This window comes from Brasilonema sennae CENA114, assembly GCF_006968745.1.
GTDB classification, from domain to species: Bacteria; Cyanobacteriota; Cyanobacteriia; order Cyanobacteriales; family Nostocaceae; genus Brasilonema; species Brasilonema sennae.
In genome coordinates, this window is sequence record NZ_CP030118.1 from 6,538,195 (window position 1) to 6,551,184 (window position 12,990).

Here is a 12,990-nt window from a genome sequence, read left to right on the forward strand (position 1 = left end):
TACTATCAGTGTAAAAACAGGCGGTATCATGTTTGTATGTAATAGATAATACCGCCTGTTTGCTGATAACGTGATCGTTGATACTACGGTGTTTTTTGTAATTCTGGTCGCTCTTCTGGAACAATTGCCCCTTCTACTGGACAAACTTGGATACATATACCACAATCAATGCAGGTGGCAAAGTCAATCCAGTACCAATCAGTTCCCTTGACATTTTTGCCAGGACCATCATGAATGCAAGCTACTGGACAAGCGTCTACGCAATCAGCGACACCTTCACAGACATTAGTCACAATTGTGTGTGGCATAGTTCCCCTCTCTTTGGATCAAAATTGCTGTATTTAGCCAGCTCTATATAGCCTAGCAATAATACTGAATCACTAGTCTGACAGTCATTTGTCTTTGGTTTTTTATCAGGACTTACGCAAAGGTAACGTATTTTCGTCCGCAGCGAGCGAAGCGAAGCAATCTCGTCAAGACCAGGATTGCTGAGTCCCAAAGGGACACGCTGCGCGAACGTTACACTGCGTTCCACTCGCAATGACCAATCATCGCTGCGTAAGTCCTGTTTATTAAAGACTAATGACTGATGACTAATTGACTAATGACTCTATCATCCTTGAACCATCAGCTTTAATCCAAGCAATTTGGTTGATAGTGCGATCGCGTGCATATTGTCGAATCTCATCCACATCTCGTCCCCCCAAATCCATTTCAACCCGTACCAAGTGAGTCGAGTCTCGAAGTTTTGTAGCGTAAGCAAAGGCGGCTGTGTAAGCATCGGGCGTTTCTGGTACAATCAACCAATTAGTCCCTGGCGTGGTTTGTGGTAACCGCCCACAAGACAAGAGAATTTGTTGTAAACCTTCCAAGAATAGTGCAAAACCTATTCCTGGTACACTTTCTCCTTTCGGATGATAAAGCTTTAAAAGCTGGTCATAACGACCTCCTCGCCCAAGAACTCGCGTTTGTCCATCAATCTGACTGATGACCTCAAATACGATACCTGTGTAGTAGTCAAAGGTTTGTAATAAGCTCAAGTCAAGGATGATTTCTATCCCTTTTGACGAGATTGATGTTGTACTCGATTTGACTGAAAGCTCTAGCAATTTTACTAGGTTTTTCAGATTATCTACAACTGCTTGTAAACTCTCGTCTAAACCCAGACTGCTGACTTTTTGCAGAACATCCGCAGGCTTCCCGCGCAAATCTAGCATGATTCTGGCGCGTTCTCGTAGTTCATCACTTAACGGTAAAGTGTCTATGGTTATGCGGTCAAGGTGGGCGATCGCACTCCTGACTTTTTCTTGTAGATGAGGGGGAAAAGGTTTGAGGAGCGAGCGCGTAATTTCCGCTTCACCCAAAATCAAATACCAATTGTTCAAACCCACAGCCTGTAAAGAATCTGCCATCAGCAGCAGAATTTCTGCATCGGCTAAGCCACCACCACTGCCCAACAACTCCACCCCAGCTTGATAAAATTCTTGCTGACGGTTGTGCTTCAACTCGCCTGTGCGTTGGAAAACATTGGCATTGTAATACAGGCGTTGTGGATAATTCACCCCTGCCATACGCGTTACAGCCGTGCGAGCAATAGAGGCTGTCAATTCTGGACGTAGCCCCAAATCCTCATCGTTACCATTTTGCAGTTGAATCACCGCAGAGCGATCAATTGCTCCCCCCGCCATCAGCGTATCCATACGCTCTAACGTTGAGGTGATAATTCTATGATATCCCCAACGGTGAAACACTTGCTGTAGCCTGTTTTCTATCCAGCGCTTTTGAGCCACATCTAAGGGTAATAAATCCCTCGCTCCCACTGGAGATTGATACACCATTATTTTTTCTTCCCACCAAACAAACCACCAAACAAACCGCTACCCCCAGATTTACCTGGTTGCTGACTCCCAGTATGAGACGAAGCTGTACGCTTCGCACCACTGGATTTTTGCCCTGTAATCTGTTCAACTTTAAGTCTCCCCGCCAACGCTATTTCGTCTTTGGGGTTTAATTGCAGGGCGCGGTTAAAGTGAACTTTTGCACTCGTGGTAAGATTTTGCTTCAAATAGACCACTCCGATCAAGCTATGGCAACGACTATTATTTGGCTCTAGTTTCAGAGCATCTTGTAATTCTACCCTTGCTTGTGTCAATTGATTTTGTGATATTAAATCTTGAGCACGACGGATGTATTGTAAGACAACCGAGTCTTGCTTTTGTGGTGGAGAGGTTACAGCGGCTTTGTTGGCTGCATTCGTTGGAATTTCTGCTGATGATGCTGCTGCAAATATTTTGCCAGCACTCCGCATTATGTATACCAAATTCAACTCGCTGGCTAAGGCTATCGTGTCTTGTACTTCCTGTAAAGAGTCATATTGAGTTTCAGCAATTTGAGCCACTGCACTCTTATAGATATGCTCAAAATGAGGTGCACTAGCTAGCTGCTGAGTCACATCACTCTTGAGTTCCACCGAAACAGATTCTTGCACCAAACGCTTACCCATTTGGGACAAAATTAAAATATGTTCCATTCTCTGTTTCTCACCAGAGAGTGTTTCATAAGCTGGATTCACCAGCTTAGATAACAATTCATTAGCAAGTTCTTTTTCCGCATCGCTTTCATCCCTACAGGTATCAGGATGTAAGCGGCGGGCAATTTTGAGATAGCGTTTGCGGATTTCTTTGACATCTGCATCAACTGGTACACACAGAACTGCGTGATGGTCTATAAAATCATATTTAAATAATCCGCGATTAAACTTGAAAGACATAGAATTGCATCACAATTTGTTGACTAGCCGTTGGATTTCTCTAGTTTAATATTTATGTACTAATTATTACTAAGTAATATCGCTAGTCAACCCATGAAGATAGTGGTGGAACTTGTTGTAGTTCTTGACTTAGGCTGTTGTGAATAGAACCATTCGTAGCAAGAATTCTACCAGACGAGATATCTAAGGGACTCCCATCGTATGCAGTCACCTTTCCGCCAGCTTCTCGTATTAAAATGATACCAGCAGCAATGTCCCAAGGAGAAAGACCTCTTTCCCAGTAGCCATCCAAACGACCACAGGCGATATGAGCCAAATCTAGAGATGCAGAACCACTACGCCGAACTCCTTGAGTCAGATGAGTCAAGTGACAGAATTCCGCATAGTTGTTGTCAGATGTTTCACGACGGTCATAGGCAAATCCGGAAACCAACAAACTTTTACCAAGTTCAGAAGTTTTTGAAACCTTTATTGGGCAACGGTTCCGCGTAGCTCCCAAACCTTGAGCCGCCCGGAACAGTTCATCATGGAAAGGGTCATAAATAACACCAACTTGCGGGACACCCTGAATCAAAAGCCCAATAGAAACAGCAAAAAAGGGATATTGGTGAGCAAAGTTCGTTGTTCCATCCAGAGGATCAATCGCCCAGAGATACTCACTATCTTGATTTCCTAGTTTCCCAGATTCCTCAGCCAGGATAGAATGGTCAGGAAAGTGACGACGCAAAACATCTAAAACGACAGCTTCCGAAGCTTTATCAGCAGCCGTTACCAAATCACCGGGGCGTCCTTTTTCAGTAATCGCGTCTTCCACCTTACCCAAATAACCTTGCAACACCGCGCCACCAGCAAGGGCTGCTTCTGTAGCAATATCCAAAAAGATTTGCAGATTACTCATGACTCGTTAATAATTCGTAATATTAGCCTATTACGAATTGTGAATTAAGGGTAGTGAATTAAGGGTAGGGTGGGCACTGCTCACTCATAGCAGACTCATGACATCAGAAGATAGGCAGTGCCCACCTTACAAATTACCGTCACAGCAATTTCAAGATTTGGCGATAAGCCCTTGGCTTGACGCTACGCGTATCGCACAGTGAAGCAATTGCGCTACGTATGCCCTGAGTCCCTTCTCAAAATCCTTGGTGGTGGGCACTGCTGACAACATACAAGTAGAAGTTTCCGCGAACAGTAAGCAGTGCCCACCCTACAAAAATTGTAACCGTTCTGACGCTCAATCTCTATCCGTACTTTGCGATTGCTGAGTCCCAAGGGGACACGCTGCGCGTTAGCCCTTGGCGTGCGCTTGCGCTTACGCTCCACTACGTTCTGCTGCCCTCCGGGCACGCTGCGCTAACGCAATGACAAACTAGGATTGCTATAGTAATGAGCAAGAGTTAGAAGTTGCACTCAAGGCAATACAGGAATTAGTCAAACCAGATGGAAACTGATGCTCAATTTCAATTCGATGTCTTCCTTTGCCACAATAGCGAAGATAAGGACGCAGTCATAAAAATTGCAGAGCAATTAGAAGAAAATAAGATTAAACCGTGGTTGGATATATGGGAACTACAACCTGGTTTTCCTTGGCAGCGAGAACTAGAAAAGCAGATTGATCACATAAAATCAGCAGCAGTTTTTGTTGGTAAAAGTGGTATTGGTCCTTGGCAAAAAAATGAAATAGAAGCCTTTTTGAGTGAATTTAACGCTCGACAGTGTCCTGTTATTCCTGTGCTTCTTCCTGATGCTCCACAGGAGCCTAGTCTCGCACGTTTTCTTAAAGGCATGACATGGGTTGATTTTCGGGAACAGACACGTGTTTATATTCCTCCAATGGATAGACTGATCTGGGGTATTACTGGGAGAAAGCCAGTAAGGGTGAAGGTGATCCCACAAAGCCAAGCTCAAAACACTCCGCAAAATCAAAGAAATGATTCAAGTGATGACCTCAGATCAGAAAAAGGTGTAGATTACACGAAACTGCGAGACTTACTGGCAGCAAGAAAGTGGGAAGAAGCTGACTATGAAACTTATCTGGTAATGCTTCAAGCTGTAGATAGCCAGAAAAATGACTACATTAGGGAAGAAGAACTCTTAAACTTTCCCTGCACTGACCTGCGCACAATTGACCAATTGTGGGTAAAATACAGTAATGGACATTTTGGCTTCAGCGTTCAGAAGGAAATTTACCTGAGTGTCGGCGGCAAGCCGGGTAGATACAACGAACAAGCCTTGAGAAAGTTTGGCGATCGCGTAGGTTGGGAGATAAGCGTTAATAGTCTTGGGATCAATAAAGTCACTTTTGATACCACGTTTGATACAACTGTTTCGCCTGGACACCTCCCGTGTGGTATGGTATGTGGGGTAGAGTTTGTGATTGGTCTCTTCTCTTGCATCGAGACTTGTAAACTGTAATGTTTAAGCGTTTCAGAATTTTGTGAATATTTATTGCAGCTTCCTTTCGTACGCAAGAATCAACATTTCCGCATTTCAATACCTGGCACCGGGGGGAAAAATCCATTTGCGTGGATAAATTTTTCTGCTACTTCATGCACCTCTGTACATTCGGTGATTGTTTGCTTATCCCAAGGTAAACTCATTTGCCCTGGTGACTTTTTCTGATTTCCTTTACTCTTCATTGATGGCAAAAAGCGACTACCCCAATGGTTTCTTTTTTCTGACTTTGCTTGTGGTCGATATTTTTTGCAAAATCCTCGATATTTAGCAGCGCATTCCTCCAAGTTTTTCCCCAATTGCAAAAATGCAGGATGCCACTGGGTGATACCATCATCACTGAAGCGGTCATGGATGCCATAGTTGCTGAAATCGTAGAAAAAACCCTGCTGTATTCCTGCTGCTTTAGGATTAGCGTGGATATATAGCAGCGTATTTAACGCCCTTTTGGTATCTGTATTAGCAAAACCTGTGCTGTGATATCGTTTTTCCCAAAAGTGTCCTGTCCGGTTCAGCATCCGATTAAAACACAATACCTGGCACGGAGGGAAAACATTCAATTAAAATTTAATATCTCTCCACACTTTAGCCTCAGTAAAGCGACTCAAATGCTTTACGTTTGTAGTGGCAATAACAATATAACGACCGGGAAAATCTTCCTTAAGAATTTGCCAATGACCAGAAATGATAATATCTACATCAAGGCTCTTATCATCTGCAGTGGGAATGCCTTGACTTCGAGCAGCAGCCCATAAAGAAGCAGCTTGTTTCAATAAAGCTGAAGTAATTGGTAAAAAATCAATGATTTCTCGAAGTTCATCTAAATTCTGAATACTATTGAGTTCAGTTTTCTTTTGTGATGCTAAAACTAAACTTCTCCTGACTTCAAAATCGCATATATCAGAAGAACAAACATGAACACCATGCGATAACAAAGTATAAAGCCATTGCTCGCAATCGTAAGCTTCTCCTAACTTATTGGGATTGGTAAGAATTCCCAGTACCCCAGAGTCAATAAAAACTATCATGATTGCGAATATAACTTTTGTTCGGGAAAACGTTCTGCATCTATTATTTGTTTAAAATTCTCAAATATTTCTTCTCTGTGTAGTGATTCTGCTTCAGACATATTTTCATGGCGTTGAATACGCTGTTTTAATAAGGCTATTGCTCGCTGATTTTGCTTTAATCGCTTCTGCCTGTCCAATTCTAATTGATTAGCAGTAACTAAATCCTTATCTAATTGCAATAGTTTCTTGAGAGCTTCAGCATCATCTGGTTCTAGAGTAATGGGAGCAGAATAACCTTCTAAAATCAAGTTGTAATTATTACTTGTAGTTGTAAGTGGAATAAGAGCAATGAAGCGAGAAAGGTTTAATATTTTTCCACTAGGGAGTTCTACAGCTAGATTCATATTGATTTAAGTTTTTCACGAGATTATGAATAATATTTTTTTAAAGATTAACTATATAGAAAATTATATCATAATCTTGTATTGGTAGTCCGCCTAGGACTATAAGTCCCAGGCTAATAGCCGAAGTCCATTAAAATGGACTGAGCAGTAGCTCTGTGTACTATCCTTGGTTTACAGGTATAAGCAATAGCCAACATACTCCTTTCGGTGCCCGTTCGCCGCTAGCCGTTCCTGTAGGGTAGATTAACGTAAGGTGTGCAGAGTAGTTTCTTAACTGTTTGATGTATTCCACCCAATTGAAAACCGCTATATTACCGGCGAAGTAGGCGAAGGATGAGAATAATTAAAAATGGTGAACTAAAGACAATACTCCACACAAAAGTTGGTGAACCTACGAAAGAAAAGTCTTTATAAGATGCCACTGGAGGTTGTTGGGTGGAGATGGCGGTGGCTGTTATGCCGCTGATGGCGAGTCCAATTCCTGCAAGCGCGATGGTGTTGTCTAGAGTGCGATCGCTCTTGGTTTGCTCAATCTCAATAATACCCCGAACAGTGTTGATTAAGTCTTCTAAAATTCTCAAGCCTACACTCAGGCTAGCACGGTCTTGCGCTACCTGCGCTTTGTATTTTTCCTCAACAATATCACTGAAGTTTTTCAAAAACCCCAAGTCTGTATCACCCAAATTACCATATTCTTGTTGCTTTTGTTCTGCTTTTTGGACGATCTGTTGATGGTATTTTTGGTAGTTGCTTAAATTCGTCTCTATCGCCAAGCTGATAATTTCCAGATCGCTGATTTTTCTGAGATAATCTGATAAAGTCGCAATACTCTCACTCAATATTTTTTGTAAGTACTGTAACTTGTTACCAGATAATATTACTTCTCCATGTTCTGTATATAAACTTTTCACTTTTGCAACGTTTTCTGTGATAGACTTATATTCAGCTTGTAAACTTCTCGTTGTTTTCTCAGCATAAGCATATTCCCACAAAATTTTGTTACGCACACATAATAACCGCAGCCAATCTCCATAAAAGCCTGCAGCTTCCTCCATAATATTTAGGGCGGGATAGAAAAATATTAAAATGTGAGTATTTTCTTCTGCCACGTTCTCCCACTTCTGGGGCGATTTCCAAACTTCAAAAACTGTAGCGCCTAAAAAATTTCCAATTTTTAACTCTTGCCAATCACCAGGGATTAAAGCGTTGGCAGATGCTTTGGCTAAATCTTCTAAATTAGCTTGAAAATTTGCAGGTAGGCAACCGGAAAGCATCCAAGTTTTCCCTAGGTTACCATTTTTAGCAGAGGCTTTTTCTTTGAGCTTTTGAAAAAAAGTAACAGAGTGAGGATGATCAAAGTCATCAACAGAACAGTCAAACAGTAGTCCGTAAGTATCACTTAAGCGAACTGGATAGTAATAACCTCCAATTTGATAATCTGCAACCTTATCTTGAAAAATCAAATGATTATCTTTGATATTAAATGGCTTTCGGTATTTTGGATCAAGTAAGTCTAGTAATTTGATATATTCTGGGTTCTCAGCTGCTAACTCCTCCTCTAAATAGACATGTAATTTAGGAGGTAGGTTGTTCCAGAATTTATCGTGATTTTCAGCAACTTGAGCTTCACTGTCTCCCAATCCATCTCTTAATTGGTAGACAAATACATCGAGAGTGGGGTAGTAAATTAAGTCATTCATCGAGTAAAGATCTAATCAAATTCTAGTTTTATTAATTGACAGTCGATTTGGGAGTATCCCAAATTTTGTAAAAAAGATAAGTAACTCAACCTAATTAAACGTGAAATGTCCGCAGCATCTTGTTCATTGTTTTTCCCTATTAAAGTAAGACATTCGCTTTCGTAAAGTTGATTGAGGCGTTCGCGGAGCGACTCCGCAGGAGTCTCGCTCTTTTTTACCAAAGCGTCAAGCCGCCTAATTGTAGCTTCATTCACATTATTCCCCAACGCTTGACGGACTGGGTGAAGTTTTTCTTGCAGTTCTGGTCAAAGGGTTGATAAATCAAGTTTATTGAATGCTTGCAAAAAAGCTTGGTAGCGGATTGTGTATCTTTCTAGCATAAGAAAAATGTGGAGAATTGAAGATAGGATTTACCTAGAAGAGATCCCCCAACCCCGCTTGCAAAAGAGGAAGGAGAAATGAGGATAGGTGATGAAGCGTCGTGTTTGAGGATGAAAGTGTGTAGGGCGGCTGGGCTAAGATGTCAGTAAACTATAGCAGTAGTGGAATTGAGCAGTTGTTTCATCTCCTCCCATGCAGGTGACTCATCACTCCCAGTATCCAGCAACCAAGCCAAGCAAGCATTTTTCCCTTGTTCTACCAGTTCCAACGCTTGCACCATCTCACCCAACTGCACAGCCAAGTCAACAGTTAACTGCTCAAAAGGAGCAAACTTCAAAGCCAACTGCTTTTTCTTTTCAGGACTTTTGCACTCATCCAGCAAGCGTCGCAACAAATCTGTACCGCGTCGTTGCAGTTCTTGGGCTTTCGCAGTTTCTCACAAATCCAAAAAGACGCGAATTAAGTCTTGCAAAACCTCCAGATGTAACTCAGAGAAATCTGCTTGTGTGAGAGTTTTTAGCGCTTTGTTGTAACTGTTGACGGCTTTTAGGCAAAAATCAATGTTTTGGGCTTTGTGTGAAAAATTAAAGTCCAAACGCTTAGCAGTATCTTGGTTTGGTGATTTTGCCTTTAATTTTTATCCCACTAAAGTGATCAAAGAGCGATACACTGTTACCTAAAATGAGGATACAACAAAAACGTCACTCGCTCTTTGATAGGAGTATCCATCTGTGCAGCCGGACTTATTGAGCCTGGAAATAACTAAGGGAGAACTGAGACGTTTAATTGGATTAAATCCAGATGATGTCTTACGACCTTCTATTATGAAGGATCGCGAGAAGCGATTTCGTTTTTTGATTAACGAAATTGTTGTAGCACTGCTGCTGAGTTTGATCATTGTCGGGTTTGTTTATGCGTTTGTGATTCTGCCGACAATTGGTTCTTCAATAATACTAGGAATTGTTTTGCTGACAACTGTGCTAATTGCTATTATAGTTGGGCGTTGGTTTTGGCGGCGTTTTACCTATCCCAGAACACTCAGAGTACTTTTGGATCAAGTCGATAAATATCATAAGTTGGTGATCGCGATCGCTATCCATGATCAACAAATAACATCTGGGGACACAGACAGTCGTATAGCTGATAGAGAAAAAGTCCTTACTGCTCTGCAACTTATGAGAGAAGATTTCGTTCGCGCTTTGAAAACAGAACGAATTATACGAGATAATAAAGAATTATTTACCAATAATCAAGAATTACTTGTCAATAATTTAACTAAGTTGCAAGCCTTACAAGTGAGCAGTCAGGCAAGCGAGTATGCTCAAATTCTAAATCAATCATTGCAGATTGCAATGAGTGTGCAAACAGAGATCACAAAATTGCGGGAAATCTGAATCCCGCTGATCAAAGCAGTCTCCATTCAAAGGAGCAATCCTTGCCAGAAGTTTCCAACAAATAGTTGTCCGTTGACTTAAACATGACTAACCAACCAAAAATTATTGTCTTAGATGATGATCCAACAGGTTCTCAAACAGTCCACAGTTGCTTGCTACTCATGCGTTGGGATGTGGAAACACTATCCTTGGGGTTGCAAGATGATTCACCAATCTTCTTTGTATTAACAAACACAAGAGCACTTCCCCCAGAAGAAGCAGCATCTATTACCAGAGAAGTTTGCCATAACCTCAAACAGGCTATATCTACAGTCAGTGGAGATACGGGAGAAAAATCCACCATTAGCCTACAAACAGATACAACAAAAGGGTTTAGCGTTGTCAGCCGTTCTGATTCGACTTTACGGGGACATTACCCAATTGAAACTGATGTCATCGCCGATGAACTAGGTCCATTTGATGCTCATTTTATCGTACCAGCGTTTTTTGAAGGCGGACGTATTACGCGCGACAGTGTACATTATTTGATAGTTGATGGTGTTCCCACCCCTGTCCATGAAACTGAATTTGCTCGTGATTCAGTCTTTGAGTATCGTCATAGCTACTTACCCAAGTATGTGGAAGAAAAAACTCAAGGAAGTATCAGTGCTGAGTCGGTAGAAAGGTTTTCATTAGCGGATATTCGCGCTGGTAGCTTAGAACGACTTATGCAACTCACTAATAACCAATGTGCTGTTGTGGATGGTGAAACTCAAGCAGATTTCAACCAGTTTGCACAAGACGTTCTAACCGCAGTCAGTCAGGGGAAACGCTTTCTGTTTCGTAGTGCTGCTAGTATCTTAACGGCTTTAGCAGGATTACCGCCCCAACCGATTGCTCCAGAAAATATGTCACAGTACGTGCAACGAAGTAAACCGGGTATAGTAATTGTTGGTTCCCATGTTAAAAAGACAACTCAGCAGTTAGAGGTACTGTTGCAACAAGAGAAAACGATGGGAATTGAAGTGGATGTGGCGCGGTTAGTTGATGATGGAGCAAATGAATCTGCTACACTGCTAAACGAGGTTCTAGATCATATCCATGCAGCATATGATGCTGGAAAAACAGCAGTGGTTTATACCAGTCGTAAAGAACTGACTTTTAAGAATGCTAAGGCAAGGTTAGAGTTTGGTACAAAGGTGTCAAGCTTATTGATGGATATCGTGCGGGGTTTACCATCGGATATGGGATTTTTAATCAGTAAAGGTGGCATTACTTCAAACGATGTCTTAAGTACAGGTTTAGCTTTGACTTCGGCACGGTTACTTGGTCAAATTTTACCTGGTTGTTCAATGGTGATAACTCCATCAGACCATCCTCAGTTTCCTAATCTGCCAGTCGTGCTGTTTCCAGGAAATGTTGGCGATGCCGATGGATTATCAATAGTCGCTAAAAGACTCAGTAAAAATCTAGCGTGAGGAGTGTGATTTTTTAATAACGCTGTTGCAAATTGTAACTAATCTAGTATGGATGATCGCTCTATCCCGTATTCTGGCAACCGTTACACGACTTCTGACTCTACTATCCCTGAGCAGAAGTCAAAAAAATCTTTTGGTGAAGTAGAGGAAATCTCTGCTCTTTCTGATTTAAAGTCGATTTCGCAACCAGAGGAAAACCCAGTCCTCCCCGAAGCAGAGGTAAATTCTGTCTTACTTTACTTAAAATCACATATTCCAGATTATAATGTCCAGTCAAATTCCAATCATTCCAACGTGGAGTCAAATTCTTTCGAGCTTAATATAGAACAGACAAATTCTTCCGATTCCAACGTGGAGTCAAACTCTTTCGAGCTTAATATAGAACAGACAAATTTTTCCGATTCCAATGTGGAGGCAAATTCTTTAGAACCTAATATAGAACCGACAAATTCTTCCGATTCCAATGTAAAAGCAAATTCTCTCGTCCCTGATAGTGAGCCACATCCTATTTCGGATACAGAGTCAAATCCTTCCGATTCCAATGTTGAGTCAAATTCCGTCGTTCCTGATGTAGAATTTAATCCAGCCAATATCAACGTAGAGTTGAGTGAAGAATTCCCGTCTAAAACAGCAACGGTGAATCCTAATATTCAAGTCCAAATAAAAAGTCAGGAGGGAAAACTTTTATTAATACTACCAACAGAATCACAATTGCCAGCCTCAGAATACAGTTGGACTGAGATTTGGCAACAAATGAAGCTGCGACTTTTAGCTGGCGAGCGCTCTTTTTCACCTAACACAGCCGTGAATCTGATCGCCCAAGATCGCTTATTGGATAACAGACAACTCCAAGAACTGGCGGAAAGTTTGAATCAATTTCACATTCAGCTAAAATCAGTTTCTACTAGTCGTCGGCAAACTGCGATCGCTGCAGTTACAATGGGCTACTCTGTAGAACAACTACAGCGACAAACAACACTTGGCAGTGAGTTAAAGTCTGAGACACCTCCTTTTGCAGAACCTCTCTATTTAGACAAGACGGTGCGTTCTGGAGAAGAAATCCGTCATCAGGGTCATGTTATCCTCTTAGGGGACTTGAATCCTGGTGGTATCGTAGTTGCAAATGGAGATATTCTTGTTTGGGGTCGTCTACGTGGAATTGCTCATGCGGGTGCCCTTGGAAACCGTGATTGTCTGATTATGAGTTTGCAGATGGAACCAACCCAGCTGCGAATTGCAGATGCTGTTGCTAGGGCACCAGAAAAATCGCCATTGCAATTTTATCCAGAAGTGGCGTATATTACGTCCCAAGGAATCCGTATTGCTAGGGTGAGCGATTTTTCTAAAATCCTATTAAGTAGGATGATAAAAGATACATAAATCTTTTTTATTGTTGTATATTTTCTAATCACTAATCGAG

At 41.6% G+C, this 12,990-nt stretch carries 13 protein-coding genes; 4 read left to right on the plus strand and 9 right to left on the minus strand.

All coding sequences use genetic code 11. The features are described 5' to 3' along the window. Positions 1-83: 83 nt before the first annotated feature. The 4 genes from DP114_RS27205 to DP114_RS27220 form a co-directional block, all read right to left on the minus strand. Entirely contained in the window at positions 84-308 is a 225-nt protein-coding gene (locus DP114_RS27205) for an indolepyruvate ferredoxin oxidoreductase subunit alpha (protein WP_169265985.1), read from the minus strand. 285 nt (positions 309-593) lie between these two features. Further along, positions 594-1,838 (minus strand): ATP phosphoribosyltransferase regulatory subunit, encoded by a 1,245-nt coding sequence (locus tag DP114_RS27210; protein WP_171977608.1) that lies wholly within the window; start codon positions 1,836-1,838, stop codon positions 594-596. Beyond that, entirely contained in the window at positions 1,838-2,770 is a 933-nt protein-coding gene (locus DP114_RS27215) for a J domain-containing protein (RefSeq protein WP_171977609.1), read from the minus strand. The genes DP114_RS27210 and DP114_RS27215 overlap by 1 nt, the downstream gene beginning before the upstream one ends. Positions 2,771-2,852: 82 nt before the next feature. Further along, positions 2,853-3,668, minus strand: coding sequence for an inositol monophosphatase family protein (locus tag DP114_RS27220; RefSeq protein WP_171977610.1), 816 nt, complete (start codon positions 3,666-3,668; stop codon positions 2,853-2,855). A 542-nt stretch (positions 3,669-4,210) separates the two neighbouring features. On the opposite strand from DP114_RS27220, the gene DP114_RS27225 reads away from it, so the two are divergent. Next, positions 4,211-5,185 (plus strand): GUN4 domain-containing protein, encoded by a 975-nt coding sequence (locus DP114_RS27225; protein ID WP_169265989.1) that lies wholly within the window; start codon positions 4,211-4,213, stop codon positions 5,183-5,185. A gap of 59 nt (positions 5,186-5,244) precedes the next feature. Here DP114_RS27225 and DP114_RS35415 read toward each other — a convergent pair whose 3' ends face one another. From DP114_RS35415 to DP114_RS34545, 5 genes are all read right to left on the minus strand, one after another. Then, positions 5,245-5,742 carry a transposase gene (locus tag DP114_RS35415; RefSeq protein WP_246162827.1) on the minus strand — a complete coding sequence of 166 codons (498 nt, stop codon included), beginning with the start codon at positions 5,740-5,742 and terminating at the stop codon, positions 5,245-5,247. Between the two features lie 42 nt (positions 5,743-5,784). Continuing rightward, positions 5,785-6,252, minus strand: a complete 468-nt coding sequence (locus tag DP114_RS27235) for a PIN domain-containing protein (protein WP_171977611.1) — start codon at positions 6,250-6,252, stop codon at positions 5,785-5,787. Beyond that, complete coding sequence (locus DP114_RS27240; RefSeq protein WP_169265991.1) at positions 6,249-6,638, minus strand: hypothetical protein; 390 nt, start codon at positions 6,636-6,638, stop codon at positions 6,249-6,251. The genes DP114_RS27235 and DP114_RS27240 overlap by 4 nt, the downstream gene beginning before the upstream one ends. A 311-nt stretch (positions 6,639-6,949) precedes the next feature. Next, positions 6,950-8,338, minus strand: a complete 1,389-nt coding sequence (locus DP114_RS27245) for a hypothetical protein (RefSeq protein ID WP_171977612.1) — start codon at positions 8,336-8,338, stop codon at positions 6,950-6,952. A gap of 523 nt (positions 8,339-8,861) precedes the next feature. Continuing rightward, positions 8,862-9,110 carry a hypothetical protein gene (locus DP114_RS34545; protein ID WP_216669943.1) on the minus strand — a complete coding sequence of 83 codons (249 nt, stop codon included), beginning with the start codon at positions 9,108-9,110 and terminating at the stop codon, positions 8,862-8,864. A 340-nt stretch (positions 9,111-9,450) separates the two neighbouring features. On the opposite strand from DP114_RS34545, the gene DP114_RS27255 reads away from it, so the two are divergent. The 3 genes from DP114_RS27255 (at position 9,451) to minC (ending at position 12,950) form a co-directional block, all read left to right on the plus strand. After that, a complete protein-coding gene (locus DP114_RS27255) occupies positions 9,451-10,113 on the plus strand; it encodes a magnesium transporter (protein WP_171977613.1) in 663 nt (220 codons plus the stop codon). Between the two features lie 83 nt (positions 10,114-10,196). Beyond that, on the plus strand, positions 10,197-11,570 hold the full coding sequence (locus tag DP114_RS27260) for a four-carbon acid sugar kinase family protein (RefSeq protein ID WP_171977614.1): 1,374 nt from the start codon (positions 10,197-10,199) through the stop codon (positions 11,568-11,570). A gap of 48 nt (positions 11,571-11,618) precedes the next feature. Further along, the gene (minC, locus tag DP114_RS27265; RefSeq protein WP_171977615.1) at positions 11,619-12,950 is read left to right on the plus strand and encodes a septum site-determining protein MinC; all 1,332 of its coding nucleotides are present in this window, start codon (positions 11,619-11,621) and stop codon (positions 12,948-12,950) included. Positions 12,951-12,990: the final 40 nt, after the last annotated feature.

Coding starts and splice junctions, on each gene's coding strand:
- minC (WP_171977615.1), top strand. CDS start 11,619: ATGGATGATCGCTCTATCCCGTATTCTGGCAACCGTTACACGACTTCT.
- DP114_RS27260 (WP_171977614.1), top strand. CDS start 10,197: ATGACTAACCAACCAAAAATTATTGTCTTAGATGATGATCCAACAGGT.
- DP114_RS27235 (WP_171977611.1), bottom strand. CDS start 6,252: ATGATAGTTTTTATTGACTCTGGGGTACTGGGAATTCTTACCAATCCC.
- DP114_RS27225 (WP_169265989.1), top strand. CDS start 4,211: ATGGAAACTGATGCTCAATTTCAATTCGATGTCTTCCTTTGCCACAAT.
- DP114_RS27205 (WP_169265985.1), bottom strand. CDS start 308: ATGCCACACACAATTGTGACTAATGTCTGTGAAGGTGTCGCTGATTGC.
- DP114_RS27240 (WP_169265991.1), bottom strand. CDS start 6,638: ATGAATCTAGCTGTAGAACTCCCTAGTGGAAAAATATTAAACCTTTCT.
- DP114_RS27210 (WP_171977608.1), bottom strand. CDS start 1,838: ATGGTGTATCAATCTCCAGTGGGAGCGAGGGATTTATTACCCTTAGAT.
- DP114_RS35415 (WP_246162827.1), bottom strand. CDS start 5,742: ATGCTGAACCGGACAGGACACTTTTGGGAAAAACGATATCACAGCACA.
- DP114_RS27215 (WP_171977609.1), bottom strand. CDS start 2,770: ATGTCTTTCAAGTTTAATCGCGGATTATTTAAATATGATTTTATAGAC.
- DP114_RS27220 (WP_171977610.1), bottom strand. CDS start 3,668: ATGAGTAATCTGCAAATCTTTTTGGATATTGCTACAGAAGCAGCCCTT.
- DP114_RS27245 (WP_171977612.1), bottom strand. CDS start 8,338: ATGAATGACTTAATTTACTACCCCACTCTCGATGTATTTGTCTACCAA.